The 26,956-nt window shown below is 71.3% G+C and carries 26 protein-coding genes and 1 pseudogene; 13 read left to right on the forward strand and 14 right to left on the reverse strand.

The window, feature by feature from the left end:
- A pseudogene (locus ABZ904_RS28395) lies at window positions 1-283 on the reverse strand (hypothetical protein); the annotation flags it as partial.
- Window positions 284-291: 8 nt separating this feature from the next.
- On the reverse strand, window positions 292-1,371 hold the full coding sequence (locus ABZ904_RS28400; RefSeq protein ID WP_361826224.1) for an alpha/beta hydrolase: 1,080 nt from the start codon (window positions 1,369-1,371) through the stop codon (window positions 292-294).
- A 212-nt stretch (window positions 1,372-1,583) separates the two neighbouring features.
- On the opposite strand from ABZ904_RS28400, the gene ABZ904_RS28405 reads away from it, so the two are divergent.
- The 4 genes from ABZ904_RS28405 (at window position 1,584) to ABZ904_RS28420 (ending at window position 3,633) form a co-directional block, all read left to right on the forward strand.
- Complete coding sequence (locus ABZ904_RS28405; protein ID WP_359396617.1) at window positions 1,584-1,808, forward strand: hypothetical protein; 225 nt, start codon at window positions 1,584-1,586, stop codon at window positions 1,806-1,808.
- Window positions 1,809-2,135: 327 nt separating this feature from the next.
- Window positions 2,136-2,780: a TetR/AcrR family transcriptional regulator gene (locus tag ABZ904_RS28410; RefSeq protein ID WP_359396619.1), complete on the forward strand. Its 645-nt coding sequence runs from the start codon at window positions 2,136-2,138 to the stop codon at window positions 2,778-2,780.
- A gap of 151 nt (window positions 2,781-2,931) precedes the next feature.
- Entirely contained in the window at window positions 2,932-3,159 is a 228-nt protein-coding gene (locus ABZ904_RS28415) for a DUF3107 domain-containing protein (RefSeq protein ID WP_359396621.1), read from the forward strand.
- A gap of 204 nt (window positions 3,160-3,363) precedes the next feature.
- On the forward strand, window positions 3,364-3,633 hold the full coding sequence (locus ABZ904_RS28420; protein ID WP_359396623.1) for a hypothetical protein: 270 nt from the start codon (window positions 3,364-3,366) through the stop codon (window positions 3,631-3,633).
- 879 nt (window positions 3,634-4,512) lie between these two features.
- Here the strand turns inward: ABZ904_RS28420 and ABZ904_RS28425 are convergent.
- Window positions 4,513-5,250 (reverse strand): ferritin-like fold-containing protein, encoded by a 738-nt coding sequence (locus ABZ904_RS28425; protein WP_359396625.1) that lies wholly within the window; start codon window positions 5,248-5,250, stop codon window positions 4,513-4,515.
- Window positions 5,251-5,724: 474 nt separating this feature from the next.
- Between ABZ904_RS28425 and ABZ904_RS28430 the strand changes: the two genes are divergently transcribed.
- Window positions 5,725-7,932, forward strand: coding sequence for a DEAD/DEAH box helicase (locus ABZ904_RS28430; RefSeq protein ID WP_360998751.1), 2,208 nt, complete (start codon window positions 5,725-5,727; stop codon window positions 7,930-7,932).
- A 132-nt stretch (window positions 7,933-8,064) separates the two neighbouring features.
- Window positions 8,065-8,943, forward strand: coding sequence for an alpha/beta hydrolase (locus tag ABZ904_RS28435; protein WP_360998735.1), 879 nt, complete (start codon window positions 8,065-8,067; stop codon window positions 8,941-8,943).
- On the opposite strand, the gene ABZ904_RS28440 is transcribed toward ABZ904_RS28435, so the two are convergent.
- Window positions 8,940-9,836 carry an NYN domain-containing protein gene (locus ABZ904_RS28440; protein ID WP_359396629.1) on the reverse strand — a complete coding sequence of 299 codons (897 nt, stop codon included), beginning with the start codon at window positions 9,834-9,836 and terminating at the stop codon, window positions 8,940-8,942. The genes ABZ904_RS28435 and ABZ904_RS28440 overlap by 4 nt on opposite strands.
- A gap of 249 nt (window positions 9,837-10,085) precedes the next feature.
- On the opposite strand from ABZ904_RS28440, the gene ABZ904_RS28445 reads away from it, so the two are divergent.
- A complete protein-coding gene (locus tag ABZ904_RS28445; RefSeq protein ID WP_359396631.1) occupies window positions 10,086-10,238 on the forward strand; it encodes a hypothetical protein in 153 nt (50 codons plus the stop codon).
- A 227-nt stretch (window positions 10,239-10,465) separates the two neighbouring features.
- Here the strand turns inward: ABZ904_RS28445 and ABZ904_RS28450 are convergent, their stop codons facing one another.
- From ABZ904_RS28450 to ABZ904_RS28460, 3 genes are all read right to left on the reverse strand, one after another.
- A complete protein-coding gene (locus tag ABZ904_RS28450) occupies window positions 10,466-11,071 on the reverse strand; it encodes a MarC family protein (protein WP_359396633.1) in 606 nt (201 codons plus the stop codon).
- A gap of 158 nt (window positions 11,072-11,229) precedes the next feature.
- Window positions 11,230-12,096, reverse strand: a complete 867-nt coding sequence (locus ABZ904_RS28455) for a PHP domain-containing protein (protein ID WP_359396635.1) — start codon at window positions 12,094-12,096, stop codon at window positions 11,230-11,232.
- 113 nt (window positions 12,097-12,209) lie between these two features.
- Window positions 12,210-12,851: a DUF6758 family protein gene (locus ABZ904_RS28460; protein ID WP_359396637.1), complete on the reverse strand. Its 642-nt coding sequence runs from the start codon at window positions 12,849-12,851 to the stop codon at window positions 12,210-12,212.
- A gap of 171 nt (window positions 12,852-13,022) precedes the next feature.
- On the opposite strand from ABZ904_RS28460, the gene ABZ904_RS28465 reads away from it, so the two are divergent.
- The gene (locus tag ABZ904_RS28465; RefSeq protein ID WP_360998731.1) at window positions 13,023-14,285 is read left to right on the forward strand and encodes an MFS transporter; all 1,263 of its coding nucleotides are present in this window, start codon (window positions 13,023-13,025) and stop codon (window positions 14,283-14,285) included.
- Between the two features lie 40 nt (window positions 14,286-14,325).
- Here ABZ904_RS28465 and ABZ904_RS28470 read toward each other — a convergent pair whose 3' ends face one another.
- Window positions 14,326-14,910: a suppressor of fused domain protein gene (locus ABZ904_RS28470; RefSeq protein WP_360998730.1), complete on the reverse strand. Its 585-nt coding sequence runs from the start codon at window positions 14,908-14,910 to the stop codon at window positions 14,326-14,328.
- Window positions 14,911-15,421: 511 nt separating this feature from the next.
- On the opposite strand from ABZ904_RS28470, the gene ABZ904_RS28475 reads away from it, so the two are divergent.
- Together ABZ904_RS28475 and ABZ904_RS28480 are read left to right on the forward strand one after the other, a co-directional pair.
- Window positions 15,422-16,540, forward strand: coding sequence for a magnesium and cobalt transport protein CorA (locus ABZ904_RS28475; RefSeq protein WP_360998728.1), 1,119 nt, complete (start codon window positions 15,422-15,424; stop codon window positions 16,538-16,540).
- Window positions 16,541-16,599: 59 nt separating this feature from the next.
- Complete coding sequence (locus ABZ904_RS28480; protein ID WP_360998726.1) at window positions 16,600-17,109, forward strand: hypothetical protein; 510 nt, start codon at window positions 16,600-16,602, stop codon at window positions 17,107-17,109.
- 32 nt (window positions 17,110-17,141) lie between these two features.
- On the opposite strand, the gene ABZ904_RS28485 is transcribed toward ABZ904_RS28480, so the two are convergent.
- Window positions 17,142-17,885 carry a hypothetical protein gene (locus ABZ904_RS28485; RefSeq protein WP_359396647.1) on the reverse strand — a complete coding sequence of 248 codons (744 nt, stop codon included), beginning with the start codon at window positions 17,883-17,885 and terminating at the stop codon, window positions 17,142-17,144.
- A 172-nt stretch (window positions 17,886-18,057) separates the two neighbouring features.
- On the opposite strand from ABZ904_RS28485, the gene ABZ904_RS28490 reads away from it, so the two are divergent.
- Genes ABZ904_RS28490 through ABZ904_RS28500 form a run of 3 tightly spaced genes read left to right on the forward strand, consistent with a single transcriptional unit; the run spans window position 18,058 to window position 21,083 of the window.
- The gene (locus ABZ904_RS28490) at window positions 18,058-19,338 is read left to right on the forward strand and encodes a CBS domain-containing protein (RefSeq protein ID WP_359396650.1); all 1,281 of its coding nucleotides are present in this window, start codon (window positions 18,058-18,060) and stop codon (window positions 19,336-19,338) included.
- Window positions 19,328-19,906 (forward strand): DUF1003 domain-containing protein, encoded by a 579-nt coding sequence (locus ABZ904_RS28495; protein ID WP_359396652.1) that lies wholly within the window; start codon window positions 19,328-19,330, stop codon window positions 19,904-19,906. The genes ABZ904_RS28490 and ABZ904_RS28495 overlap by 11 nt, the downstream gene beginning before the upstream one ends.
- 43 nt (window positions 19,907-19,949) lie before the next feature.
- Window positions 19,950-21,083, forward strand: a complete 1,134-nt coding sequence (locus ABZ904_RS28500; protein WP_359396654.1) for an Mrp/NBP35 family ATP-binding protein — start codon at window positions 19,950-19,952, stop codon at window positions 21,081-21,083.
- A gap of 91 nt (window positions 21,084-21,174) precedes the next feature.
- On the opposite strand, the gene ABZ904_RS28505 is transcribed toward ABZ904_RS28500, so the two are convergent.
- The 5 genes from ABZ904_RS28505 to sigE all read right to left on the reverse strand — a co-directional run bounded on the left by ABZ904_RS28505 (window position 21,175) and on the right by sigE (window position 26,938).
- Window positions 21,175-21,831 carry a hypothetical protein gene (locus ABZ904_RS28505; protein WP_360998723.1) on the reverse strand — a complete coding sequence of 219 codons (657 nt, stop codon included), beginning with the start codon at window positions 21,829-21,831 and terminating at the stop codon, window positions 21,175-21,177.
- Window positions 21,832-22,072: 241 nt separating this feature from the next.
- Window positions 22,073-22,504 (reverse strand): sec-independent translocase, encoded by a 432-nt coding sequence (locus tag ABZ904_RS28510; RefSeq protein WP_359396659.1) that lies wholly within the window; start codon window positions 22,502-22,504, stop codon window positions 22,073-22,075.
- Window positions 22,505-22,702: 198 nt separating this feature from the next.
- The gene (locus ABZ904_RS28515) at window positions 22,703-24,532 is read right to left on the reverse strand and encodes a trypsin-like peptidase domain-containing protein (RefSeq protein WP_361826289.1); all 1,830 of its coding nucleotides are present in this window, start codon (window positions 24,530-24,532) and stop codon (window positions 22,703-22,705) included.
- 643 nt (window positions 24,533-25,175) lie between these two features.
- A complete protein-coding gene (locus ABZ904_RS28520) occupies window positions 25,176-26,171 on the reverse strand; it encodes a zf-HC2 domain-containing protein (RefSeq protein WP_359396661.1) in 996 nt (331 codons plus the stop codon).
- Window positions 26,168-26,938: an RNA polymerase sigma factor SigE gene (gene sigE / locus ABZ904_RS28525; protein ID WP_359396765.1), complete on the reverse strand. Its 771-nt coding sequence runs from the start codon at window positions 26,936-26,938 to the stop codon at window positions 26,168-26,170. Before sigE ends, ABZ904_RS28520 begins: the two co-directional genes overlap by 4 nt.
- Window positions 26,939-26,956 lie beyond the last annotated feature (18 nt).

A 26,956-nucleotide genomic window follows, 5' to 3' on the forward strand; every position in this document is an offset into this window, starting at 1 on the left:
CACGAGCCGGAGTGCCATCGGGAAGCCGGGGCACACCACGAGCCGGAGTGCCGTCGGCGAAACGCGGTACGCCGTGAGCCGGAGTGCCGTCCGGGAACCGGGGCACGCCTTGGGCGGGCGTGCCGCCCGGCGCGCCGGGTATCTCATGCGCCGGGGTGCCGCCGGGCGGGCGGGGTCCGTCCGTCGCTTCCCGCGTCGACGCGGAAGCCGCCGATATCCCCGGCGTCGCACCCGTGTCCTTGTTCGTCCTGTCGCCCCGCCCCTTGCGGCTGTGCCGTCCCACGCCGCGCCTCAGCTCCTCGCGCCGGCCGTGCCGGACTCACCCGTCGTCCCTGTGCCCCTGTTCTCGGGCTCATCGCCCCGGCCGGCCGCACGGCCGTCGCGACCGCTCGCCGGGTCGCCCACCGACTCGGGCAACTGCCCCGTGTCCGCGAGCAGTTCCCCGAACGCCGTGGCCACGACCTCCGGATACTCCATCATCGCGACATGCCCCGCGTCCGGCAAAGTCAGCAGCCGGGAGTCACGGAAGGCGCGCGCCGCACGGTGGGCCATGCGGTAGGACACCAGCTGGTCCCGGCCGCCGTACACCAGCAGCGTCGGCGCGAGGACCCGCTCCGCCTGGCGCCACAGCCCGTGCTGACCGCCCAGCGTGTACGCGTTCACGATCCCGCGCGCCGAGCGTGCCATCGCGTCCCAGAAGTAGGGCAGCCGCAGCCGCCGCTCCATCTCCTCGACGGCGTGGTCGAACCCTTCCGGCGTGACCTGCCCGGGATCTCCGTAGCACAGGGCCAGGACCCCGCGGACGCGCTGCTCGGCGCTCCATGACTTGGTGTAGCGGATGAACAGCCCGGCCACGCCGGGCAGCGCGAGCAGCCCCGTCGGCACGGCGCCGCGCTGGATGAAGACCTCCGGCAGCGCGGGCGACACGAGCGTGAGCGTACGGACGAGATCGGGGCGAACGGCCGCCACGCGGGTGGCGATGGCACCGCCCATCGAGTTGCCGAACAGGTGCACCGGTCCGCGGCCGGTGGCATCGAGATAGCGGATGATCGCCCTCGCGTGCCCCGTGACGGAGTAGTTGCCGTCGTCCGGGGGCGGCGAGTCGCCGAAGCCGGGCAGATCCATGGCCTCGCCGTCGACGAACCCGTCGAGCCGTGCCATGAGCGCGGACCAGTTCTGGGAGGACCCGCCGAGCCCGTGGACATACAGGGCGGGGGGCAGTCCTTCGCGCACCGGCGGCCGCGACCGCAGGGTCAGGGTGATCCCCGGCAACCCGACCGACTTGAGGCGCTCCCCTTCCTCGACCCTGACAGGAGCCACCTTCGGGAGCACATTGGCGGCAGCGACGGACGGCAGCTCGGTCGACGACATGCGGCAATGTTACGAGACGATCACACAGCGGCTCATGTGTTCGCCATCACAGAAGCTGGACGTGGCGCGCCGCTGCCGCCGGAAAGCGTCAGGAGTCCCGCTTCACCACACATAGCGTCCGTATCGGGTGTCTCCTAGGCTCATAGCAGGGCACCCGGTGGGGACCCTGCCTCTTTCAGGGACGTTCCAGGAGTTCTAGGAGGGAGCCCACCATGGCCGTAGACCCCACTGATCCCGAGACGTTCGAGGAAGACGTGAACGAGGCCGTCGAGATCGACGTGGAGGCCCCGGAGAACGACGTCGCCGAACAACTCACGGAGCTCACCCCGGCGCGGGAGGAACCCCTGACAGAAGAGGAGATCCTGCGGGCCAACGAGGCCGATCTCGTGGAGCAGAAGCGCGTCGTCGAGATCGATGACGAGGACGCCTATCAGTGAGTGGTGAGTATCGGCCGGACACGGGACCGGTGAGGCACAGGACGATCCCTTCGGGCGGTCGGCCCGTAGGTGCCGGAGGTCCGCCTCGGGCAGGACGCCCGCACCGGAGACGTGACAAGTGACCAGGGAGCGGACGAGTGCGCAGGTCGCGTGCCGCCGGGATCAGGGAGAGCCTTTCGCCCGCACTGCCCCGTTCGGCGCGCTCCGCGCGGCTTTCGCCACCGTCCGGTCCATGAAATTCTGCGTTCGCACCGCGCACAGCACGGTTACCGAAAAGTACGATGGCGGCGCGGCGCACACCGCATGTGGACGATTTTGGGAGGCGGCGTGACAGCCATCGAGCAGACAGAGGCGGCACGCCCGCGGGGCACTCGCCTGCCGCGCCGTGCCCGACGGAACCAGCTCCTGGGCGCCGCCCAGGAAGTGTTCGTGGCGCAGGGCTACCACGCGGCGGCGATGGACGACATCGCCGAGCGGGCCGGCGTCAGCAAGCCGGTGCTCTACCAGCACTTCCCCGGCAAGCTCGACCTCTATCTGGCCCTGCTGGACCAGCACTGCGAGGCCCTGCTGCAGGCCGTACGGAACGCGCTCGCGTCGACGACCGACAACAAGCAGCGCGTACGGGCCACCATGGACGCGTACTTCGCCTACGTGGAGGACGACGGCGGTGCCTTCCGGCTGGTCTTCGAGTCGGACCTGACGAACGAGCCCGCCGTGCGTGATCGTGTCGACAAGGTCACGATCGAGTGCGCGGAGGCGATCTGCGACGTCATCGCCGAGGACACCGGCCTGTCGCGGGCCGAGTCGATGCTGCTGGCGTCGGGGCTCGGCGGCCTCGCCCAGGTCGTGGCGCGCTCCTGGCTGCACAGCGACCGCAGCGTGCCGCGCGACCAGGCGGTGCAGCTGCTGACCTCGCTGGCCTGGCGGGGCATCGCGGGATTCCCGCTGCACGGCAGCGAACAGCACCACTGACGCGGCGGCCGGGGCGACGTGGGTTTTGTTCCCGGCGGCTGTTCGCTCCTGGCGTGCCGGAGCGGAGCGTGCACGTCCCCTCACCGGGCTAATGTGTGCTGGTACGGCGCGGACGGCCGCGCCCATCACTGACCGTCGGAGGGACAAAGCCGTGGAGGTCAAGATCGGCGTGCAGCACGCGCCCCGCGAGATCGTTCTGGAGAGCGGTCAGAGTGCCGAGGAGGTCGAGCGTGTCGTGGCCGAGGCGCTGGCCGGCAAGTCGCCCCTGCTGACCCTCGTGGACGAGCACGGCCGCAAGCTCCTCGTCCCCGCGGACCGCCTCGCGTACGTGGAGATCGGCGAGCAGGCCCCGCGCAAGGTGGGCTTCGGCGCGCTGTAGATCCATACGGAGCAATGGAAGGGGCCCGGTGGGACGCACCACCGGGCCCCTTCTGCTGCTCTGTCCCCGGCCTGTTTCAAGGCCGGCGGACACACAGACGGGGCACATCCCCCGCACAGAGGAGGATTGCCTTCCGCACGCCACGGGTAGTACCGGCTACGACTGATTTGCCCTGGCAGCAGCCGTGCGGGAGGGACCCTCGTCATGCTCTTGGAAGCGCTCGGCTCCGCCGTCCTCGGGCTCGCCCTGGCATGGGTGGCCGCACACCGACTGCCCCACCGGCTACCCGCCCGCCGCCTGGTGCTGCCCACCGGCGTGGCAGGGGCTCTCTTCGGCGCGTTCATCACTCACAGCGCGCTGGGTTCGGTGGGTCTGCTCCTGATCCTCGTCGGCTCGCTGGTCGTCTCCGCGGCCTCACTGTCGCTGCTGCTGCGTCCGGCGGAAAGATTCCGCCGCCGATCGGCGACGGCCTGAGGCCGGCCGCCGGACACGGCGACGCCCAGGACACCCCCGGCACCCGGCGCGAGCGGCTACGCCGACGCGTCGGCGTGGCGTCGCGACGGCAGCGGCAGTCTCATCGATGAGGTCATGGGCCTGCGGGCCGCCACGCTGATACGGGCGTGACGCCGGGGACAGCCGCGTCCAACCGAGCCACACCGGTCGCGTCGACCAGGCCGACCCAGCGGCCCCGCCACAGCCACGCCGACAGCGGCGACCGCGCCGACCGAGCCCGCCGGCCGGGGCGCGACCCCATCGACCCAGCCACACCGACGGCAGGTGCGCCAACTCAGCACGCCAGCCGGGTGACCTACTGGCCCAGCCACGCCGGACACGGCGACCCGAGCGACCCAGCCATGCCGGGCGGGCGACGCCCGGGACACGCCCGCCGAGGCGCCCAGGGCACCCCGGCGGCATCGCGCCGCGCCGATGCGACGATGAGCCGTCACGACGGCAGCGGCAGCCGCGCAGATACGGTCATGACGCCGAGGACAGCCGCGCGGCACCAGCCACGCCGGGCACGGCAACGCCTGGGGCGCCCGCCCCCGGCACCCATCGCGGCGATGGGTCACAGACGCACCGGCAGCCGTGTTGATGGAGCCATGCCTGCGGCGGTAGCCGCGCCGCCGCCACCACGCCAGGCAAGTCGACGCCCGGGACACGCCCTGGCGGCAATGAGCCGCGCCGACGCAGCTGTAAACCGTCACGACGACAGCGGCAGCCGCATCGAAGGAGGCCACAGACGCGTCGCCAGCCGCGCTGATACGTCCACGACGCCAGTGTCAGCCACACCGACCGCGGCGACGGACCGCCCCGCCCACGCCAGGCACAGCAGCCCCCGCCCACGAGAAGGGATCAGGCGGCCAGCCCCAAGGCGGCCATCCGCTTCGTGTGGGCCTCGGTGATCCGGGAGAACATCCTGCCGACCTCGGCGAGGTCGAAGCCGTCCGCGACGCCGCCGACGAGCATCGTCGACAGCGCGTCCCGCTCCGCGACCACGCGCTGCGACTGCGACAGGGCCTCGCCCATCAGCCGGCGCGCCCACAGCGCGAGCCGCCCGCCCACCCGCGGTTCGGCGTCGATCGCGGCGCGCACCTTCTCGACGGCGAAGCCGGCGTGCCCGGTGTCGTCGAGCACGGCCAGGACGAGCTCTCGCGTGTCGGAGTCCAGCCTGGCCGCCACCTCCCGGTAGAAGTCGCTGGCGATCGAGTCGCCCACGTACGCCTTGACGAGCCCCTCCAGCCAGTCCGAGGGCGCCGTCTGCTTGTGGAAGCTGTCGTACGCCGTGACGAACGGGTCCATCGCCTCGGTCGGCTCGATCCCGATCTCGGTGAGCCGGTTCCGGATCCGCTCGAAGTGGTGGAACTCGGCGGACGCCATCTTCGCGAGCTCCGCCTTGTCCGTGAGCGTGGGGGCGAGCTTCGCGTCCTCCGCGAGCCGTTCGAACGCCGCCAGCTCGCCGTAGGCGAGCGCGCCGAGCAGATCCACGACCGCGGCACGGTAATGGGGGTCGACGGAGGCCTTCGCCCAGTCCTGGGCGGCGACCGAGGTGGGTTCGGCGGATGCGTCGGTGGCGTTGTCAGGCGTCGTCATGCAGCGCACAATAGTCCGCTCCGCGCCCCGAGGAAGTCCCTGGTCAATCACTGTGACGACGACTACGTGACCGAATCGGCCATCACGTGTGCGCGATTCCGGGGTATGGTGGTAATGCGCCTGCTGAGTACTACGACGTACCTCGACAGGCCGCACGTATGAGGATGCCCGGTCGGTGGCCCGATCGGCTCCGACCCGACAGCCCTCCCTGTCCGTACGGCACAGTGCGTACGGCATCCGGAGGGACCCTCAGCGATACGAGCGCTGGAACGTCGGCGTGGTCCCGTGGCACTAGGCCCGTCCCCCAAGCAGGCCGACGTCGTACACACGGTCACGACCCCCGCGTTCGCCTCGCATCGCGTACACAGAAGAGGCAGCACCCTGACTACGACTTTTCGAGAACTCGGAATCCTTCCCGAGACGGCCGAGGCCCTGGAAGCCGTCGGCATCATCAATCCCTTCCCCATCCAGGAGATGACCCTTCCCGTAGCCCTCTCCGGCACGGACGTCATCGGCCAGGCCAAGACCGGCACCGGCAAGACGCTCGGTTTCGGCCTCCCGCTCCTCGAGCGCGTCACCGTCCCCGTGGACGTCGAGGCGGGCCGGGCCAAGCCCGAGGCCCTCACCGACGCCCCCCAGGCACTCGTCGTCGTGCCCACCCGCGAGCTCTGCACGCAGGTCACCAACGACCTGCTCACCGCGGGCAAGGTACGCAATGTGCGCGTCATGGCGATCTACGGCGGCCGGGCCTACGAACCCCAGGTGGAGGCCCTGAAGAAGGGCGTCGACGTCATCGTCGGCACCCCGGGGCGTCTGCTGGACCTGGCCGGCCAGAAGAAGCTGAACCTGAAGCATGTGAAGTGCCTGGTCCTCGACGAGGCCGACGAGATGCTCGACCTGGGCTTCCTGCCCGATGTCGAGAAGATCATCGACATGCTGCCGGCCAAGCGGCAGACCATGCTGTTCTCGGCGACCATGCCGGGCGCGGTCATCGGGCTCGCCCGCCGCTACATGTCCCAGCCGACGCACATCCGTGCCACGGCACCGGACGACGAGGGCGCGACCGTCGCGAACATCGCCCAGCACGTCTACCGCGCTCACTCCATGGACAAGCCGGAGATGGTCGCACGCATACTGCAGGCCGAGACACGCGGACTGGCGATGATCTTCTGCCGTACGAAGCGTACGGCGGCCGACATCGCCGAGCAGCTCCAGCGGCGCGGCTTCGCGTCCGGCGCGGTCCACGGCGACCTCGGCCAGGGCGCGCGTGAGCAGGCGCTGCGGGCCTTCCGCAACGGCAAGGTGGACGTGCTCGTCTGCACCGACGTGGCCGCGCGCGGCATCGACGTCGAGGGCGTCACGCACGTCGTCAACTATCAGTCCCCCGAGGACGAGAAGACGTACCTGCACCGCATCGGCCGCACGGGCCGGGCGGGCGCGTCGGGTACGGCGATCACGCTCGTCGACTGGGACGACATCCCGCGCTGGCAGCTGATCAACAAGGCGCTGGAGCTCAACTTCAACGACCCGGTGGAGACGTATTCCACCTCCCCGCACCTCTTCGCCGAGCTCGGCATCCCCGAGGGCACGAAGGGCGTCCTGCCGCGCTCCGAGCGCACGCGTGCGGGGCTCGCTGCGGAGGAGCTGGAGGATCTCGGCGAGACAGGCGGCCGGGGGCCGCGCGGCCGCCGCTCCTCGGGCCCGTCCGCGGAGGCCGAGCGTCCGGCACGTACGCCGCGTCGCCGGCGTCGTACGCGGAACGGGTCGCCGATGGAGACGCCGTCCGCCCCGGAGGCCACTCAGGCCACGGACACGGTGGAGGCCGTGGAGCCGCGCGCCCAGCGCCGTCGCCGCCGTATGCGCGGCGGTGTGGCCGAACCGGTCGCCGCGGTGACCGAGACGGCGGCGCCGGAGGCGGCGGAGACCGCTGTGGACACGGCCGAGCCCGTCAAGCCGCGCCGCCGCCGGACCCGCAGGGGCGCGGAGGCTGCGGAGACCGCCGTGAACACGGACGGGGCCACGGAGACGGCTCCCATCGCCGCAGAGGCCGCGGTGGACGTGGCGGATGCCGTGGAGGCCAAGCCGCGCCGTCGTACGCGCAAGGCCGCCGAGGCCGTGGTCGACACGGCGGAGGCCGCCGTGGACACCGTCGAGGCGACGGAGGCCACGCCGCGCCGACGCACCCGCAAGACCGCGGACGCGACCCCCGGAGAGGCGGCCGTCGACACTGCCGAGGCCGCGGAGGACAAGCCGCGCCGACGCACCCGCAAGGCGGCCGAGACCCCGGTCGACACGGCCGAGGCCGAGGCGGCGGTCAAGCCGCGGCGTACGCGCAAGACCTCAGAGGCCGCCCCTGCCGAGACGGCCGAGGCGGCACCGGAGCCGGAGGCGAAGCCGCGCCGACGCACCCGTAAGGCCGCTGAGGCGACCCCCGCGGAAGCGGCCGTCGACACTGCCGAGGCGACGGAGGCCACGCCACGCCGACGCACCCGCAAGACCGCGGAAGCCGCCCCCGTCGAGGTGGCGATTCCCGCTCAGGCGGCGGAAGAGCCGGAGGCCAAGCCCCGGCGCCGGACCCGCAAGGCGGTAGCCGCCGACACGGAGCTGCAGGCGCAGGCGGACGAGGTCGCGGCGAAGCCGCGACGGCGTACGCGCAAGGCCGCCGAGCCGGCCGAGGGCTGACCCGACACCCGGTCGATGGCCCGTCTCCACCCCGCGTGGAGACGGGCCATCGGCGTTTCTCCCGCTCCGTACACCTTGATGTCACCCTGCCCCACCCGCGCACGGCACCGACCGCCCGGTAACCTCCCCTCCATGAGCCGTCCCCCCAGCTTCACCCCGCCGCCCGGTGTCCGGGCGTACCGGCTCGGTACGGACCGCGGGGAGTTCGCCGTCCTTGAGGCCGACGCCGCGAGGGATCGGGTGAAGGGGACCGCGCTTCTACTGCCCGGGTTCACCGGGAGCAAAGAGGACTTCATCGTGCTGCAGCCGCTGCTGGCCGCGGCCGGATACCGGACCGTCGCCGTCGACGGACGAGGGCAGTACGAGTCCCCCGGCCCCCGGGACGACGAAGCGCCGTACGAGCAGGCCGAGTTGGCGCGGGACGTGATCGCGCAGGCGCACGCCGCCGGGGCGCCCGTGCACCTGCTCGGGCACTCCCTGGGCGGTCAGATCGCCCGCGCCGCCGTCCTCCTCGACGCTTCCCCGTTCGTCTCGCTGACCCTCATGGCCTCCGGCCCGGCCCAGATCTCGGCCCCCCAGCAGCAGCGCGTCAAGCTGCTGCACGACGCGCTCGCCGTCCTGGACATGGCCCAGGTCTGGGAGGCCATCCAGGCCATGGAACCGCCGGAGGACGTCGACGCCGGGGACATCGACGAGGGGCTCGCCGACGGGGAGGACCTGCGCCGCCGCTGGCTCGGCAACAGCCCCGCCCAGCTCATGGCCACCGGCCGGCAGTTGTGCACGGAACCCGACCGGGTGGCCGAACTGGCTGCCGTGGGCCTGCCCGTGCACGTGCTGTCCGGCGACCGCGACGACACCTGGCCGGTCCCGCTCCTGGACGACATGGCCGCCCGGCTCGGTGCCGACCGCACGGTCGTACCGGATGCCGAGCACTCCCCCAACACCGATCAGCCGGCACACACGGCCCGCGCTCTGGCCGCCTTCTGGGACCAGGTCCTCGGGGCGGCCTAGTACTGGCCCTGGAGGTGCTCCCAGAATCCGTCCCGCAGGGCGCGCCGCAGGTCCGACTGGCCGCGGAGCGAGTACTGCAGCAGGCCCTCGGCCTCCACCAGCAGATCCTGGTCGACGGAGCCCGGCAGATACGGATGGCCGGGCAGCAGGTCGGCCAGCGCCTCCCGGCCCCGGGCCGCCAGCCACTTCGCCGCGATCTGCGCGCCCACGAAGCGGACGTCCTCGCGGGTGGGACGGGCGACGGACGAGGCCTCGTAGGTCGTGGCCGTCCGCCGGCTCACATACGGCTTGAAGAACTCGAGCTCCAGGGTGCGCTGGCTGTCGACCTCCCACAGCAGCGGTTCCGCCTGGTTGCGGCCCTCGGGCGCCTCGATGCCCCACAGGTGCACCCGGGCGCCGTAGCCCTGCGCCGCCTCGACCGCCGACACCAGGTCCTCGTCGCCGCCGATGAGCGCCGCGTCGCTGATGGCCCGGTGCCGGGCGAGTGACTCGAGGTCGGTCCTGATCAGGGAGTCGACGCCCTTTTGCTGGTTGTTGGCGTTGAGGTTGCCGAGCCGCACCTTCACGTCGGGGAGTTCGGCGATGGACTGCTGCTCGGCGGTGTGGATACGGCGTCTGGCGCCGTCGTACCAGTACACGCGCAGCAGCCGGCTGTCCGCGAAGATCGTGCGCGCCTTGTCGATGAGTGCCTCGATCAGTCCCTCGGCGTCGAGGTCGAAGGCCCGGCGGTCCTCGGTGCCGGCGACGAGGCGTCCCGCGGCCGCGTACAGGTAGCCGGCATCGACGAAGATCGCATGGGTCGAGGGCGTCTTGGCCACCTCGGCGAGCATGCGCTGGAGCAACTCGTTGGTGCGGTCGATACGGGCGCCGAGCGCCGACAGGTCGTCGTTCATACTGCCTCCATTGTCCCGGCGGTCACGCTGCGAACACAAACGGCGCCGGTCAGTGCAACGTGAATCCAGTCAGCGCCGGAAACCAACTCCTTACCAGTCGGTCATTAGAGACTCGAAAAATTTCCTTAGCGTAGGGAATGTTCTGCCGGGGCACCCGGTTGATTCCTACAGGAACACGGGCACCGTCGCCCGTGCTCCGCTCACCAGTAGTTCTCCTCAGGAGGATGACCAGACGAAGGGAGAAGCCTTATGCGCTTCGAAATCATGCGACTCGACGACGTCGACGGCACCCCCGTGGACACCACCGTCGTGGACGCCGCCTCCGTCAAGCAGATCGTTCAGCAGGCCGCGGCCATCGGGCAGCGCCTCTGGATCCGCCCGGCCGAGACGACAGCCTCGTAATCGAATCGGGCGGGCTCGGAGAAGCCGGCACAACCGATACTTCTGCACAACCGAACCACTTGACGCAACCGGCGCTCAGGCGTGACCGACCAGGCACGGCCTCGGCGCGAACGACGTAGACGACGTACAACGACGTGAGCAAGTCCTCGGCGTGACCGAAACTTCGAAGCCCCGTACGGCACCTGTGCCGTACGGGGCTTCGCGTGTACCGGGACCGCCCGGGCAGTTCAGCTCCCGCGGACGACCTCGGTGATGCCGTTGATGATCTGCTGCACGGCGATCGCGGAGAGCATCATGCCCGCGAGCCGGGTCACCAGGACCACGCCGCCGTCTTTGATGACGCGGATGATCACCAGCGAGTAGCGCATGACCAGCCACAGCACGACGTGGATCGCGAGGATCGCCGTCCACACCGACACCTGGGCGCCCACGCTGTCGGCCCGCTGGACCGCCAGGATCACGGACACGATGGCGCCCGGCCCGGCGAGCAGCGGCATGCCGAGCGGCACGAGGGCGACATTGACGTCCTTGGTCTGCTTCGGCTCGTCGGTCTTGCCGGTCAGCAGGTCGAGGGCGATCAGCAGCAGGAGCAGTCCGCCCGCGATCATCAGGGCGGGCACCGAGACATGCAGATAGTCCAGGATCTGGTGGCCGAGCACCCCGAACACCGCGATCACACCGCCGGCCACGCAGACGGCCTGGAAGGCCATCCGCTTCTGCACCTTGGCGGAGCGTCCGGCGGTGAGCGCGAGGAAGATCGGAGTGATCCCCGGGGGATCCATGATCACGAAGAGGGTGAGGAAGAGGGAACCGAAGAGGGCGACGTCGAACATGAAGGCCTTGCGAAGAGGTACGGACGGACACACGGCGGCGGACGCGGCCGATGGACTGGTTCAAGGGGGCGGAGCCGGAAGGCACGCGACGGTGGGGGCACGGCGGCGTATGACGGGCCCGAAAGCAGTGAGAACGAGCAGCGGGGACTACGACAGCGCTAGGCGCTCGGGTGTCCACCGGTGCCCGGCACCGGGAACCCCCCGGTGCCGCGCCTGATGATCTCCCCGTACACCTCGGGGTCGGTGGTGTTCTCCCCGAGCACGCACGTCTTGCGGCTGCCGTGGTAGTCGGAGGAACCGGTGACGAGGAGCCCCAGTTCGCCGGCGAGGCCGCGCAGCCGCGCCCGGGTCGCCTGGTCGTGGTCCATGTGGTCGACCTCGATGCCGTCGAGCCCCGCGGCGGCGAGGTCCGCGATGACGGACTCCGGCACGGTCCGCCCGCGCTGGGAGGCGGCCGGGTGCGCGAAGACGGTCACCCCGCCCGCGGCCTTGACCAGCCTGATCGCCTCGAACGGATCGGTCGCGTGCTTCTCGACGTAGGCGCGCCCGCCGTCGGCCAGCCAGTCGGGCGTGAACGCGTCCGAGACGCTGTCCACGACGCCGAGCTCGACCAGGACGGTGGCGATGTGCGGGCGTCCGACCGAGCCGTCGCCGGCGATGCGGGCCACCTGCTCCCAGGTGATCGGCACGCCCAGCTCGCGGAGCTTGTCGACCATCGCGTGCGCCCGCGGCACCCGGTCGTCCCGGACCAGCTCCCGCTCGGCGAGCAGGTCAGGCTGCTCGGGGTCGAACAGGTAGGCAAGCATGTGCATGCTGATGCCCTGCCACCGGCAGGAGAGCTCGGCGCCGGGAACCAGGGTCAGCCCCTCGGGCAGCGCGCGGATCGCCTCGGCGTGGCCGCGGGTGGAGTCGTGGTCGGTCAGGGCGATCACGTCCAGTCCGGCGGCAGCGGCGGCCAGCACCAGCTCCGCCGGGGTGTCCGTACCGTCGGAGGCGGTGGAGTGGGTGTGCAGGTCGATGCGCACGACGCGGACTCCAAGCGACGACGGGGGGAGGGGACGCTCAAGAATAACGGGATCCCTCAGTTCGTCATACCCGCAGCCGGGATGCGCCCCCTACGCCCGCGGGCTCCCCCGCGTCATGGCTGCAGCAGGCGCGGCGACAACGCCCCGCAGGGGAGCAGGTCGACTTCGGCCCCCGCGTCCCTGAGGTCGGTCAGTACCAGTTCGTCGTACAGCAGCATGCCCGTCTGCTCGGGCCAGACGACCGCCCACAGCCACAGTCCTCGCGCCTCGCCCGCGAAGACCGCGCGATCGTCGGGGGTGCCGGTGACATGCCACAGCGGGGTGGGGCGGCCGGCCGCCAGCACCTTGGCCTGGGGCGGCTTCTCGACGTTCAGATAGGGGCCGGGGTCCGGGCCGTCGATGCCCGCGTACCACGCACCCAGGCCGACCCCCAACTCCTCGGCGACGAGGATCAGCTCGCCCATACCGCCGAGCGGTCCCGGGCCCGAACAGGCCACGGCCGTGGCACGGCCCCCGCTGCGGTCGTCGCCCGCGCACGCCACGCCGGTGAACAGCCATCCGACCGGCAGCGGCCACGGCATCCACACCGGCACCTTCGCCCGGTGCACCACGACGCCGAGGGCCTCGACGCTGGGCGGGATCACGGGCTGCAGGGGATGCACGCTGCCGTGCACGTCGCACTGCCACGAGTCGGCAAAGAGTCCGGGAGCCCTGACCCGGCCACCACACTTCGGGCAACTGGGTTCGCCCCTCATAGGCCCCCACGGTCCTCCCCGTCCCGCGCCGCGTCAAGGACGATCACCCGTCCGGCGTGTAGCTCGCACGCACGCCTGATCGACCAAAACTAGATGCAGTTTGCATTAATTAGTTCCCCTAACATAATGTATGTATAGGCCAACCAATCCAGGGAGAGTGCGAGGACAAGCATGAGCACCCATACAGGAGGACCGGCCGCGGCGGCCGGGACGGATCCGTTCGACGCGGGAGCCGGCGGCATCCTGCGCCAGCCCAAGTCCGTGTGGGCCACAGCCGGCGCGTCCGTCGTCGCGTTCATGGGCATCGGGCTCGTGGACCCGATCCTGCCGTCCATCGCCAAGGGCCTGCAGGCCACGCCCAGCCAGGTCTCCCTCCTCTTCACCTCGTACTTCCTGATCACCGCCGTCGCCATGCTGGTCACCGGCTTCGTCTCCAGCCGTATCGGCGGCCGCAGGACACTGCTGCTCGGCCTCGCCTTCGTGGTGGTCTTCGCGGCCCTCGCAGGCACCTCGGGTTCGGTCGCCCAGCTCGTCGGCTTCCGCGCCGGCTGGGGCCTCGGCAACGCGCTCTTCGTCTCCACGGCGCTCGCCGTGATCGTCGGCGCGGCGGCCGGAGGCAGCGCCGCGGCGATCCTGCTGTACGAGTCGGCGCTCGGCCTCGGCATGGCGTGCGGCCCGCTGCTGGGCGCGCTGCTCGGGAACATCAGCTGGCGTTACCCGTTCTTCGGCACGGCCACGCTGATGGCGATCGGCTTTCTGTGCATCACGGCGTTCCTGAAGGAGCAGCCGCGGCCCGCGCGGAAGACCTCGCTCCTCGACCCGATCAAGGCACTCGGCCACGGCGGGCTCGCCTCGGTGGCCGCCTCCGCCTTCTTCTACAACTACACGTTCTTCACCGTGCTGGCCTTCACACCGTTCGTGCTGGACATGACCCCCTACAAGTCGGGCGCGGTGTTCTTCGCCTGGGGCCTGCTGCTGGCCGTCTTCTCGGTGATCGTGGCGCCCCGTATGCAGGCGCGCTTCGGTTCGCTGAAGGTGCTCGGCGGCTCGCTGGTGCTACTGGCGATCGACGTGGCCGTGCTCGGCTACGGCGACCACACCGCCGCGATCGTCTGCACGGTCCTGTCCGGTGCCTTCATCGGCGTGAACAACACGGTCTACACCGAGCTGGCCCTCGGCGTGTCGGACGCCCCGCGCCCGGTGGCCAGCGCGGGCTACAACTTCGTGCGCTGGTTCGCCGCGGCGGCCGCCCCCTACCTGGCGCCGAAGATCGAGGAGTGGAGCGACATCCACATCCCGTTCGTGGTCGCGGCCCTCACCGCCGTCGTGGGCGCAATCGTGGTGTTCGTACGACACAACGCCCTCACACACGAGGCCGAGGAGCTCGAGACGCGGCACGCGAGCGAGGACGGTGTCACCGTCTTCGCCAACTGACCTCCGGCGGCCGCGGATCGGTGAGCTTGCTCACTCCGCGTCAGTCCAGCGGGACGGACCTGCGGGACGGATCCCGCAGGTCCGTCCCGCTCGTCAGCCAGCGTTCCTGGAGGGCCGGTGCTCCGTGCACCCGCTTCCAGGCGGCCTCGTTCGGGGTCATGGGCAGCAACGGCAGGAACCGCACCGGGTCGAGCGGCTCCTCCAGTTCGAGGTCCTCGACCAGGCCGCCCGGCTCGGCGACCAGGACCGAGGTGAACGGTGCGCCGGGCCACAGCGGTTCGCCCACGTCCAGCGAGGCGCCGGGCGCCACGACCACGCCCTCGACCTGGGGGGACGCACCGAGCACAGCGAGCGGACGCAACACCTTGTCGGTGTCGGCGACACCGGCGCGGACCGAGAGGACCAACTCGGCGCGGGGTCCCTTGAGGGCGTCGGCGAGCGTCGCCGTGGGGTCCGTCATCGGCTGGGCGGACATCCCCAGAGTGGCGTAACGGACGATGTCCTTCTCCCGGAAACGCAGCACCTCGATGCGGTCCGTACCCAGGAAGGTGACCGCGGCGCGGGCGTCCGGTTCGCCCAGCGCTGTGCGCAACCGAGCCTCGACCAGTGGAAGAACATCAACCATGCGGTGAATATAGAACTCGTCAGTACCGGGCAAAGCAGCGCCTTGACACTTCGGTCGGCTGATACTCTTGGCCGGTGGTTCGGGGCAGCACGCAGAAGCGTCGCGGTCGGGTCCCGACACCGTGAGATTCCCCGACGGGGAATGAATCGTCCCTCACGAGGGACTGGCTGGAGGAGGTGGGGCTGTCATGGATCGAAGTCGACCGTGCAGTAGCACCCGCTCTTCCGGTCATTGATGTAGCTGCTCTGGCTGGCCGCCACCTCTCACTTGCGCGCCATGATTTCGCGCGGATCCCCCTCGGACCCGCTCCGGACTCCCGGTGCGTCACGGAAGAGCACTTCGTTTCGTTCTGCTCTGTCTGATCTGAATCAGCAGCGAAGTCCGCCACCGCGATGGTGCGGTGCTCCCCGCTTTGTGGACGTGCCAAACATGCGCACTCCCAGGACGTCCTCATTCCGGGCAGTTCCACCCGTCGTCGGCGCCATCGCTGCTCGTTGCGAAGGAGCCCGCCATGTCGATGATCCGTGACCTGCGTGCCGCGGTCCGCCCCTCCCGCCCCTCGCTGCGCAAGGACGCCGCCCCGTACGACAGCACTCGCGACCCCGCGACGCCGTCCGCCGTCGTCGACTGCGCCGTCTACCGCGACGGGTTCCGGGTCGACACGGCCAGTCCGCTGTCGCCGCAGGAGGCGATGCGCCGGGTGCAGCGCGACGGAGGCTTCGTGTGGATCGGTCTGCACGAGCCGACCGAAGCCGAATTCTCCGGTATCGCAAGCGAGTTCGGGCTGCACCCGCTGGCGGTCGAGGACGCGGTGCAGGCGCACCAGCGCCCCAAGCTGGAGCGGTACGACGACTCCCTCTTCGCCGTCTTCAAGACCATCCACTACGTCGACCACGACGAGCTGACCGCCAACAGCGAGGTCGTCGAGACCGGCGAGGTCATGTGCTTCACCGGACGGGACTTCTTCATCACCGTCCGGCACGGCGGCCAGGGCTCGCTGCGGACGCTGCGGCACCGGCTGCAGGACGACCCCGAACTGCTCGCCAAGGGCCCCTCGGCCGTGCTGCACGCGATCGCCGACCACGTCGTCGACGGGTACATCGCCGTGGCCGACGCGATGCAGGTCGACATCGACGAGGTGGAGACGGAGGTGTTCTCGCCGGGCAGGAAGGGCGGCACGCCCCGGGGCACGGACGCCGGCCGCATCTACCAACTCAAGCGCGAGGTGCTGGAGTTCAAGCGGGCGGTGGCACCGCTCATGCGGCCGATGCTGCTGCTGAGCGAGCGGCCGATGCGGCTGGTCGACCCGGACATCCAGAAGTACTTCCGCGATGTCGCCGACCACCTCGCCCGGGTCCACGAGCAGGTGGTGGGCTTCGACGAGCTGCTGAACTCGATCCTCCAGGCCAACCTGGCGCAGGCGTCCGTCGCGCAGAACGAGGACATGCGCAAGATCACGGCGTGGGCGGCGATCATCGCCGTGCCGACGATGGTCTGCGGCGTGTACGGCATGAACTTCAAGCACATGCCGGAACTCCACTGGAAGTACGGCTACCCGGTGATCATGGGCATCACGGTGGCCATCTGTCTGGGTATCCACCGCACACTGAAGCGCAACGGCTGGCTGTGACGGCGGGTCCGGGCCACGGCTGCGGACGGGATCGGCACGGCACGTCCTAGGCTGGGCCCATGACAAGCGAGCTGCTCGACCGGGCCCTCGTCGAGGAGGCCACGAAGAAGTCCGGGCTGATCTGGGTCCAGGGAGCACTGCCGGACCCCCCGCGGGCGCTGTGGCACGTGTGGCACGAGGGCGCCGCCTGCGTGGTCGGCGACGGCCCCGGCGAACAGCCGCTGACCGGCCTCTCCGACGGCGGGGACGCCCTCGTCACGGTCCGCAGCAAGGACAAGGGCGGCCGGATCGTCACCTGGTCCGCGAAGGTGGTCGAGCTGGCGCAGGGCTCGCCCGAGTGGGAGACCGCGGTCGCCGAGCTGAAGGGCAAGCGGCTGAACGCTCCCGACGGCGAGGAGATGCCGGAGCGCTGGCGCCGGGAGTGCCGTGTGCTGCGCCTGGAGCCGGCGGGCGCGACGGTGGCGCTCCCCTCGGACTCCCAGGCCGCGCCGCCCGTCCCGACCCCGGCGACGACCCGCCGGCCGATCCCGGCGGCCCTGCCCCGTCTGCTGCGGCGCAAGCGCCGGTAGCCCTGCCTCGCGGCCGGGCTCCCCGCCCGCCGTCAGGACGACGGCAGTTGCCTCCCGTAGTCCACCGTCTCGTTCTTCGACGGCTCCGCCAGGGCGAAGCTCTTCCCCCAGTCCGAGAGAGTGAGTGTCCCCGCGTTCCCGGCGCGGACCAGGCGCAGCGGATAGGGGGTTCCCTCCAGGGAGACGTCCAGCGTGCCACCGGAGCCCTTGTCCCCGGTGATCCGGATCGTGCGGATGCCGTTCTGCTCGTGGTGGCCGTCGGTCGCCAGCGCGCCGTGGAGGGTCAGAAGCCCCTCCAGCAGCACGTCCTTGTCGGTGAAGCCGCTGAAACGCTTGTAGGCCGGGTCCCCCGTCGGCACCGTCACGTACTTGCCGTCGAGCTTGTCGGCCGCCGCCTGCGAGCCCCCGCCACCCTCCTTGCCGTCCTGCTGGTTCCAGAACTTGGCGTCGGCCTTCAGGAACAGGTGCCGGCCCACCCGCAGCAGCTTGAACGTGCCGTTCTTCGAGGTGACCGAGCCGGTGCCGCCGTCGGCCTTCAGTTGCATGTCCAGCGTGTAGGTGGTGCCGCTGCTGACGACGGTCCCGGACAGCCTGACCGCCGACGCCGATGCGGCCGCCGTCCGCGTACGGCTCTGGATCTTGTCGGCCGGCAGCTTGCCCACCCCGTTCGTCCCGGCGTCCGGATCGCTGCTGCACCCGACGAGCCCCGTCCCCGTCACGACCAGCGCGCACACCAGTACGGCCCTGCGGGTACGGCCGTGGGGAAATGCGGTCACAGGTGGGGCTGCCTCTCATCCGGAGTCCTCATCGGCTACGGCAGCGTACCGGTGCCTGTGAGGCCCTCCGGAGCCAGTCCGTCCGCGCCTCTCGCCAGGGCGTACCGCACCAGGACGGGCTAGCCTGAAGCCCACGCGAGCGGACAAAACAGCAGGAAAAGGAGGTGCGGGCATGGCGGCAAGCGCCCCTCGCATCTTCGTCTCGCACCTGGCCGGCGTCCCCGTCTTCGACCCCAACGGCGACCAGGTCGGACGCGTGCGCGACCTCGTGGTCATGCTGCGCGTGGGCGGGCGTCCTCCCCGACTCCTCGGCCTGGTCGTGGAGCTGACCACCCGTCGCCGTAGCTTCCTGCCCATGACCCGCGTGACCGGCATCGAGTCCGGCCAGGTCATCACCACCGGCGTGCTGAACGTGCGGCGCTTCGAGCAGCGGCCCACCGAGCGGCTCGTCTTCGGCGAGCTGCTGGACCGGCGCGTCACGCTCGTCGAGAGCGAGGAGGAGGTCACCGTCCTCGACCTGTCCGTGCAGCAGCTGCCCGCCCGCCGTGAGTGGGAGGTCGGCAAGGTCTTCGTGCGCAAGGGGAAGGGCGGGGCGTTCCGGCGCAGCAAGGGCGAGACGCTCACGGTCGACTGGTCCGCCGTCACCGGGTTCTCCCTGGAGGAGCAGGGCCAGGGCGCCGAGAGCCTGCTCGCCACCTTCGAACAGCTGCGGCCCGCCGACCTCGCCAACGTCCTGCACCATCTCTCCGCCAAGCGCCGCGCGGAGGTGGCCGCCGCCCTGGACGACGACCGGCTCGCCGATGTGCTGGAACAGCTGCCGGAGGACGACCAGGTCGAAATCCTCGGCAAGCTGAAGCAGGAGCGCGCCGCGGACATCCTGGAGGCCATGGACCCGGACGACGCCGCCGATCTGCTCGGCGAGCTGCCGGAGGACGAGAAGGAACGGCTGCTGAGCCTGATGCAGCCCGCCGACGCGGCCGAGATGCGCCGTCTGATGGCGTACGAGGAGAAGACCGCGGGCGGTCTGATGACCACCGAGCCGATCGTGCTGCGGCCGGACGCGACCATCGCCGACGCCCTCGCCCGGGTCCGCAACCGCGATCTGTCGCCCGCGCTCGCCGCCCAGGTCTACGTCTGCCGTCCGCCGGACGAGACACCGACCGGCAAATACCTGGGGATCGTGCACTTCCAGCGGCTGCTGCGGGACCCGCCGTACACGCTCGTCAGCTCGATCCTGGACAACGACCTGCAGCCGCTGGCCCCGGACGCGCCGCTGCCGGTGGTGGCCGGGTTCTTCGCCACCTACGACATGGTCGCGGCGCCCGTCGTCGACGAGTCCGGCTCGCTGCTCGGCTCGGTGACCGTGGACGACGTACTGGACCACATGCTGCCCGAGGACTGGCGCGAGACGGAGTTCGACCTGAGCGACGAGGGGGTCGCCCATGGTCCCTGAGCGTGAGAAGGTGCCCTCCGGCGCGACCGCCGCGACCCGTACCCGCATCCGGCTCGACCAGCCGCAGCCCCGGCGCACCCGTGTGCTGCCCGAATGGGACCCGGAGGCCTTCGGACGCCTCTCGGAACGGATCGCGCGCTTCCTGGGCACCGGGCGGTTCATCGTCTGGATGACGGTGGTCATCATCATCTGGCTGGTGTGGAACGTCACCGCCCCGCACTACCTGCGCTTCGACCCGTACCCCTTCATCTTCCTGACCCTGATGCTGTCCCTCCAGGCCTCGTACGCGGCCCCGCTCATCCTGCTGGCCCAGAACCGTCAGGACGACCGCGACAGGGTCAACCTCGAGCAGGACCGCAAGCAGAACGAGCGATCGATCGCGGACACCGAGTACCTGACCCGGGAGGTCGCCGCGCTGCGCACCGGCCTCGGCGAAGTGGCCACCCGGGACTGGATCCGCTCCGAGCTCCAGGACCTCGCGAAGGAACTGGACGGGCACCGGCGCCCCGACGGGCATGCCGTACTTCCGGCGGACCGGGCGGGCGGACGTGACGTAGACGACCGCTGACACGGCGTACCGGCGCCCCACCGGGCGCCGTACCATCGTGGTTATGGCTACGGAAGACGCGGTGCGCCAGGCACTGGCGACGGTGAACGACCCCGAGATCCAGCGACCCATCACCGAGCTGGGGATGGTCAAATCGGTGGAGATCGGCGCGGAAGGAGCGGTCGCGGTCACCGTGTACCTGACGGTTTCCGGCTGCCCCATGCGCGACACCATCACCCAGCGCGTCACGGAGGCGGTCTCCCGTGTCGAGGGCGTCACCCGGGTGGACGTCACGCTCGACGTGATGAGCGACGAGCAGCGCCGCGAACTGGCGACCGCACTGCGCGGCGGCCAGGCCGAACGTGAGATCCCCTTCGCCAAGCCGGGCTCGCTCACCCGTGTGTACGCGGTCGCGTCCGGCAAGGGCGGCGTCGGCAAGTCCTCGGTGACGGTGAACCTGGCTGCGGCGATGGCGGCCGACGGCCTGAAGGTCGGCGTCGTGGACGCCGACATCTACGGCCACAGCGTGCCGCGCATGCTCGGCGCCGACGGCCGTCCGACCCAGGTCGAGAACATGATCATGCCGCCGCAGGCGAACGGCGTGAAGGTCATCTCGATCGGCATGTTCACCCCGGGCAACGCGCCGGTCGTCTGGCGCGGCCCGATGCTGCACCGCGCGCTCCAGCAGTTCCTCGCGGACGTGTTCTGGGGGGATCTGGACGTGCTGCTGCTTGACCTCCCGCCGGGCACGGGCGACATCGCGATCTCGGTGGCCCAGTTGGTCCCCAACGCGGAGATCCTGGTGGTCACCACTCCGCAGCAGGCGGCCGCGGAGGTGGCGGAACGCGCCGGCTCCATCGCCGTCCAGACCCACCAGAAGATCGTCGGCGTGGTCGAGAACATGTCCGGCCTGCCCTGCCCGCACTGCGGCGAGATGGTGGACGTGTTCGGCACGGGCGGCGGCCAGCAGGTCGCCGACGGCCTCACCCGCACGACCGGCGCCACGGTCCCGGTCCTCGGCTCCATCCCCATCGACGTCCGGCTGCGCGAGGGCGGCGACGAGGGCAAGCCGGTGGTCCTGACCGACCCGGACTCCCCGGCGGGCTCGGCCCTGCGTGCCATCGCGGGCAAGCTGGGCGGCCGTCAGCGCGGCCTCGCGGGGCTGGCGCTGGGGATCACGCCGAAGAACAAGTTCTAGGCCCGCCTGCGCCGACAGAGGCGTTCCGCGAGCTGTGTACGCCGATGGGGGCGCCGTCCGGGTGGGACGGCGCCCCCATCGGCGTACCCGGCTAGGCGTAGGCCGCGAAGTCCCTGACCACGGCGAAGCCCAGACCGTACGCGCTCATCCCTCTGCCGTACGCCCCCACGTGCACACCCGCCTGCGTGGAGCCGGCCAGCACCCAGCCGAACTCGGACTCGCGGTAGTGGAAGGGCGTCGGAACGCCGTCCACGGGCAGCGACAAGGTCGACCAGGCGGGGCCGGACAGGTCGTCCGCGAGCACCCAGGCCGTCTCGGTCTGCTGGTCCAGCCAGTCGTCCCGCAGGGTGTGGTCCATCTGGCCCGGCCAGGTGAACGAGAGCAGCCCCACGCCCGCGAGCCAGGCCGCCGAGGAGACCGATGTCGCCTCCAGCAGGCCGGTGCCGTCCGGGCTGCGCCGAACGGGGTTGGCGGCCACGGTCACCACGACCGCGAACCGCTCCTTGTCCTCGGTGGCCTCGCTGCGCACGGAGGGCTCTTCGCCGTTCCCGATCGATCCGTGCTCCACGGCTCCGTCGGCCGCCGTGCCCACGTGCATCAGCCAGCGCGGACCCGTGAACGCCTCATCGAGGCCGTACCACGGGAAGGACGCCTGGAGATAGCCGTCGACCGTGCCCCGGGCGAAGGGAAGCTGTTGTCCGCCCTCCGCGGCCGGCGCCTGTACGCCCACCCGACTTGTCGTCTCCATCTGCCCGGACGCCTCCTCGCTCTCGTCGGACCCGAGCGGCCCGCCCCCCACGGGCGTCCTCGCTCCGAAACCGGTCCGCACAACAACTGGGCAGCATAGCCACAGCTCTCGGGACAGCAGGGGAACGCCCGCGTGTACGGCCCTGTGGGCGTCGCGATATGGCCGCGCGCACGCCGACGGGTGTGTGGCCTGCGTCACCTCGCCACGTGACGGGTACGCAGGGCCTGCGTACGCGGACGGCTCAGGTCGCGTCCGCGTCGAAGGGCGGACGCTCGCCGGGTTCGGTCTTCTCGGGCCTCTTCGTCATGTCGACGGGGCCGGAAGGAGAGGACGAGGACGGGGACTCGGTCTCGCGGCCGTGCACCGAGTCCGTGATCTCGGCCATTTCCTTCTTCAGGTCGAAGCCGTTGCGGATCTCCTTGAGCCCCAGGTCGTCGTTGTCCAGCTGCTTGCGGATGAACGTCTTGGGGTTGAGGTCCTCGAACTCGAAGTCCTTGAACTCCGGGCCCAGTTCGCTTCTGATGTCCTGCTTGGCGCTCTCCGAGAACTCCCGGATCTTGCGGATGGTGCGGGTGACGTCCTGGATCATTTTCGGGAGCTTGTCCGGACCGAAGACGAGCACGGCGAGGACAACGATCGTGACCAGCTCGAGCGGTCCTATGTCATTGAACACACGAAGCTCCTTGCGATGTCCTCGGTCCTCGGCCTTCGGTGGTCTGTGCGGTCTTCCGTGGTCCGGGCCGGATCCACCGTACCCGGCGTTTCCGTCGGACCGGTACTGGACCGGCCTCCCCGCCACGTGTACACGTCGGGTTTTCCGGGTTGTTTGCCTTGTGGTACGGGTTTCGGACCCATACCGGTGGGGTTCGTGTCAGTTGCCGTCCGCCGAACCGAGGCGGAGCGTGAGCTTCCGCCGGCTGCCGTCCCGGACGACGGTGAGCTCGAGCCGGTCGCCCGGACGGTGGGCGCGCGTCCTGACGATGAGTTCCTCACCGGAGTGCACCCGTACGCCGTCGACTTCGGTGATGACGTCACCGGACTTGATGCCCGCCTTCTCCCCGGGGCCGCCCGCGGTGACCGCTGGACCGCCGCCCGCGCTCTTGGTGCCGACGCGGGCGCCGTCCCCGGCATAGCCCATGTCGAGCGTGACGCCGATGACCGGGTGCGTGGCCTTGCCGGTGTTGATGAGCTCTTCGGCGACGCGCTTGGCCTGGTTGACGGGGATCGCGAAGCCGAGACCTATGGAGCCCGCCTGGCCGTCCCCGTCCGAGCTGCTGTCGGCCGACCTGATGGCGGAGTTGATGCCGACGACGCGGCCCTTGACGTCGAGGAGGGGGCCGCCGGAGTTGCCGGGGTTGATCGGGGCGTCTGTCTGCAGGGCGTCGACGTACGACACATCGCTGCCGTCGCCCTTCTCGCCGCCGGCGGTGATGGGGCGTTCCTTGGCGCTGATGATCCCGGACGTGACGGTGCCGGCCAGGTCGAAGGGCGCTCCGATGGCGACGACCGGGTCGCCGACCTCGACGTTGTCGGAGTTGCCGAGGGGCATGGGCCTGAGGCCGTGCACATCGTTCACCTTGACGATGGCGAGGTCGTACCCCGTGTCCCGGCCGACGACGGTGGCGGCGGCCGTCTCGCCTCCGTTGAACGTCACGCTTATCTCGCCGCGGGAACCGGCCGGTTCGACCACGTGGTTGTTGGTGAGGATGTGCCCGCGCCCGTCGAGGACGAAGCCGGTGCCGGTGCCCGCGGCGTCCGCTCCCTTCACATGCAGGGTCACGACGCTGGGCAGCGCCCGGGCGGCGATCCCGGCGACGGTGTCCGGGGCGCGGCCCTGGGGCTCCTTCCCGGCCTGCGGCAGCCGGACGTCCCCGACTCCGCCGTCGCGCTCCAGCGCCGCACCGATGACTCCCCCGGCACCGCCGGCCACGAGCGCCAGCAGCACGGCCCCGAGCACCAGGGTCTTCCGGGCACGGGCGCGCTTCTGCTCCGGGCCGGCCGGGTGGGCGCCGTTCTGCTGGAAGGGGGCCCGGGGAGCCCAGGGATCGTAGTTCTGCCAGGGGGCCGTCGTGTACGGCGCAGGCACAGGAGCCGACGGCCCCGCGGCACCGGACACCAGCGGGGGCGTGGCCGCGGCCGCCTCTGCGTGGGATGCGGCCGGTGCGGGCATCGGCGCACCCGGGGGCGGCACGGCACCGGGTGCGGCAGGGACCGCCTCTGCATGGGACACGGCTGGCGCAGGCATCGGTGCGCCCGGGGGTGCGGCCCCCTGTGCGGCGGGGGCCATCTCTACGTGGGGCACGACTGGGGCAGGCATCAGTGCGACCGGCAGGACAGCCCCGGGTGCGGCAGGGACCGCCTCTGCATGGGGCACGGCTGGCGCAGGCATCGGCGCACCCGGGGGCAGCACGGCCTCGGGTACGGCAGGGGCGGCTGGCGCAGGCATCGGTGCGCCCGGCGGTGCGACCCCGGCCACGGCAGCGGCCGCCCCTGCATGAGGCACGACTGGGGCAGGCATCGGCGCACCCGGCAGGACGGCCCCGGGCGCGGCAGGGGCCGCACCCGAATGGGGCACGGGCGCCGGTGGCATCGGACCGGCCTGTGCCGGGATCCGCGGGGACGCCGTGCCGTGCCGGGAGGCCGCGTCGTGTGCGGGCGCCGTGCCATGCGCGGGCGCCGTGCCATGCGCGGGCGCCGCCATCGGGTGCTGGACCGGCGGGGCGGGGGCCCAAGGGCCCGGTTCGCCGTAGGGCGGGGTGCCGTAGGGGTCAGGGTCGTGCAGGGGCCTGGGGCGGTCTGCGAGGTCCGGGAGCGGGCGGGCCACCGGAGCCCCGGCCTCTTCCGCCGAAGCCCCAGTGGCGCCACCTCCGGACACCGCGGAACCGGGCTCGGCAGGCGGCACAGCGGACCCGGTCGCGGTGGGCGCGGACGGCGTCCCGGTGGCGGGTCGTGCCGCGGCAGGGCGTGCCAGCTCGAAGTCCCCCTCGGCGTTGGCCATGCCTCGCGGGCGCGCCTCGGGGACGTCGATCGGCTCGCGACCGCCGCTCGCGGCACCATCCGGCGTCTCGCCGTCGGCAGCCGGGTCCTGCGGGCGGGCGGACGTCTCAGCGGGCACCGCGTCGGACGGTTCGCGTCCGTACGCGTCCAGGTCCGCGCCCACCCCGGCACCGTCGCGTACCCCGGACGTCCGCGCCTCGGATTCCCCCGGAGGGACCGCCCTGCCCTCGTTCATGCTCCCCCCACACGGTCGCCACTGGATGGTCGACTCCGCGCCCCGGAAAGCTCCGCGTGCGCGGCCTGCCCTGGATTCAACCAGGTTCCCCGGCCGTCGCGCAGACGGCGGTTCAGCGGGCGGTGTGTGAAGAGGGTGTGGGAGATGCGGTGGCAGACGCGGCCGGCACCGGCGCGGTCGACGCTCCGGGAGCCGTGATCCCCGAGGCCGCGGCCGACCAGGAGGTCAGCGTGACCGGCGCGGTGTCGGTGAGCGGGCGTATGAGCGGAGACATCGCGGCGGCTCCGGCGAGCACCGGAGCGGTCAGGGCACGCATCTCCGAGGTGTCCTGGACGCCTGGAGCGGCGATTCCGGGCAGCAGCGGGGCCGTGGCCTGGGTGGACGCACGAGGTACCAGGTTGAGCGCTCGCTGACCGAGCAGCGGTCCGACGGAACGCCGGCGCTGGGCCTCGGGCCCCGTGGTCCCGCCCGTACCGGGCGAGCGCGTCGGGGTCACATTGCTCCCGGCACCCGAACCACCGCGGGCATCGACGCTCGCGTCGGTGGCGGCACCCGTCGACACCCCGCCGAGCGCGATCGCGGCCAGCGACACGGCACCCGCCGCGGCGAACGCGAAGCGCAGCCCGCGCGAGGCCGGCCGCTCGGCGTCCGGGCGGCCCACGTGATGGATCCGGAAGCCGCGGTCCTCGGAAAGGGCCGGGTCCTCGGAGGGCGCCAGGGCGGTGGCGTGCGGCCCGGCGGGCACATACCGGAAGGATTCTCCGGGCACTCCGAACACACCGGGGCCGGAGGGCAGTCCGGTGGACGACGGGAGCCCCGCGCCGAAGCCGCCCCCGCCCAGCGGTGTGCCGTTGCCGTCGGAGTCGCCTCCCGCGGGCAGGCCCTGGAGCCGTGCCAGGAAGCTCTCGGAGGGCGGCGGCGGGGCCGCCTCCGCGAAGACGTTCTTCAGCCGGCGCTGTGCGTCGGCCTCGGCCTTGCATTTAGGGCATGTGGCCAGATGGGCCAGTACGCGCTCACGCGTGTCATGACCGAGCTCTCCGTCCACGAGGGCGGAGAGACGGTCTCCCAGATGCTGCTCTGCCGGTGTGGGACGACGGGTTCCACTCACGCGGTCGCGCCCCCTCCCCCCAACGCGGGCACGCGGGCCACAAAGGACCGGCGCTCGGCGCGGGCCTCGGGCGAGCGGTGCGCCAGGGCCTTGCGCAGCTGCGAGCGGCCGCGGTGGATCCGGGACCGGACCGTGCCGAGCTTGACGCCCAGGGTGGCGGCGATCTCCTCGTACGACAGTCCTTCGATGTCGCACAGGACGACGGCCGCGCGGAACTCGGGCGCGAGCGTGTCCAGGGCCTGCTGGACGTCCGCGTCGAAGTGGGCGTCGTGAAGGACCTGCTGCGGGGTCGGCTCGCGGCTGGCGAGGCGCTCGGCCGCGTCCTCGCCCAGCGCGTCGAAACGAATGCGCTGCTTGCGGCGGACCATGTCCAGGAAGAGGTTCGTGGTGATGCGGTGCAGCCAGCCCTCGAAGGTGCCGGGGGTGTACGTCGACAGGGAACGGAAGACCCGGACGAAGACTTCCTGGGTCAGGTCCTCGGCGTCGTGCTGGTTTCCGGTCAGGCGGTACGCCAACCGGTAGACCCGGCCGCTGTGAGTGCTGACGATCTCCTCCCAGCTGGGCGGAGCCCACGCCTGCGCGTCCGCGTCGGTGGCGAACGTCGCGGTCTGCGCGGTGTCGGCAGCGTGGTGGGTGTCAGCGATCTCGGTCACGGATTTCGGCTCGCCGGACGACCTGAGAAGGCGCCGTAGCACTCCTCCCCGATCCACAGGCGCAGCCGCACCTCCCCTGTCGGCTCTGGTGGTGTCCAGTGGAGCCCCTACCATAGCCACCCCGCCCGTTAG

Source organism: Streptomyces sp. NPDC046900 (assembly GCF_040644975.1).
Taxonomy (GTDB): domain Bacteria; phylum Actinomycetota; class Actinomycetes; order Streptomycetales; family Streptomycetaceae; genus Streptomyces.

Bases quoted from the DNA above. Each gene is read 5' to 3' on its own strand.
- ABZ904_RS28400 (WP_361826224.1), bottom strand. From the start codon at position 1,371: ATGTCGTCGACCGAGCTGCCGTCCGTCGCTGCCGCCAATGTGCTCCCG.
- ABZ904_RS28405 (WP_359396617.1), top strand. From the start codon at position 1,584: ATGGCCGTAGACCCCACTGATCCCGAGACGTTCGAGGAAGACGTGAAC.
- ABZ904_RS28420 (WP_359396623.1), top strand. From the start codon at position 3,364: ATGCTCTTGGAAGCGCTCGGCTCCGCCGTCCTCGGGCTCGCCCTGGCA.
- ABZ904_RS28425 (WP_359396625.1), bottom strand. From the start codon at position 5,250: ATGACGACGCCTGACAACGCCACCGACGCATCCGCCGAACCCACCTCG.
- ABZ904_RS28430 (WP_360998751.1), top strand. From the start codon at position 5,725: ATGACCCTTCCCGTAGCCCTCTCCGGCACGGACGTCATCGGCCAGGCC.
- ABZ904_RS28435 (WP_360998735.1), top strand. From the start codon at position 8,065: ATGAGCCGTCCCCCCAGCTTCACCCCGCCGCCCGGTGTCCGGGCGTAC.
- ABZ904_RS28440 (WP_359396629.1), bottom strand. From the start codon at position 9,836: ATGAACGACGACCTGTCGGCGCTCGGCGCCCGTATCGACCGCACCAAC.
- ABZ904_RS28445 (WP_359396631.1), top strand. From the start codon at position 10,086: ATGCGCTTCGAAATCATGCGACTCGACGACGTCGACGGCACCCCCGTG.
- ABZ904_RS28450 (WP_359396633.1), bottom strand. From the start codon at position 11,071: ATGTTCGACGTCGCCCTCTTCGGTTCCCTCTTCCTCACCCTCTTCGTG.
- ABZ904_RS28460 (WP_359396637.1), bottom strand. From the start codon at position 12,851: ATGAGGGGCGAACCCAGTTGCCCGAAGTGTGGTGGCCGGGTCAGGGCT.
- ABZ904_RS28465 (WP_360998731.1), top strand. From the start codon at position 13,023: ATGAGCACCCATACAGGAGGACCGGCCGCGGCGGCCGGGACGGATCCG.
- ABZ904_RS28470 (WP_360998730.1), bottom strand. From the start codon at position 14,910: ATGGTTGATGTTCTTCCACTGGTCGAGGCTCGGTTGCGCACAGCGCTG.
- ABZ904_RS28475 (WP_360998728.1), top strand. From the start codon at position 15,422: ATGTCGATGATCCGTGACCTGCGTGCCGCGGTCCGCCCCTCCCGCCCC.
- ABZ904_RS28480 (WP_360998726.1), top strand. From the start codon at position 16,600: ATGACAAGCGAGCTGCTCGACCGGGCCCTCGTCGAGGAGGCCACGAAG.
- ABZ904_RS28490 (WP_359396650.1), top strand. From the start codon at position 18,058: ATGGCGGCAAGCGCCCCTCGCATCTTCGTCTCGCACCTGGCCGGCGTC.
- ABZ904_RS28495 (WP_359396652.1), top strand. From the start codon at position 19,328: ATGGTCCCTGAGCGTGAGAAGGTGCCCTCCGGCGCGACCGCCGCGACC.
- ABZ904_RS28500 (WP_359396654.1), top strand. From the start codon at position 19,950: ATGGCTACGGAAGACGCGGTGCGCCAGGCACTGGCGACGGTGAACGAC.
- ABZ904_RS28505 (WP_360998723.1), bottom strand. From the start codon at position 21,831: ATGGAGACGACAAGTCGGGTGGGCGTACAGGCGCCGGCCGCGGAGGGC.
- ABZ904_RS28515 (WP_361826289.1), bottom strand. From the start codon at position 24,532: ATGGCGGCGCCCGCGCATGGCACGGCGCCCGCGCATGGCACGGCGCCC.
- sigE (WP_359396765.1), bottom strand. From the start codon at position 26,938: ATGGTAGGGGCTCCACTGGACACCACCAGAGCCGACAGGGGAGGTGCG.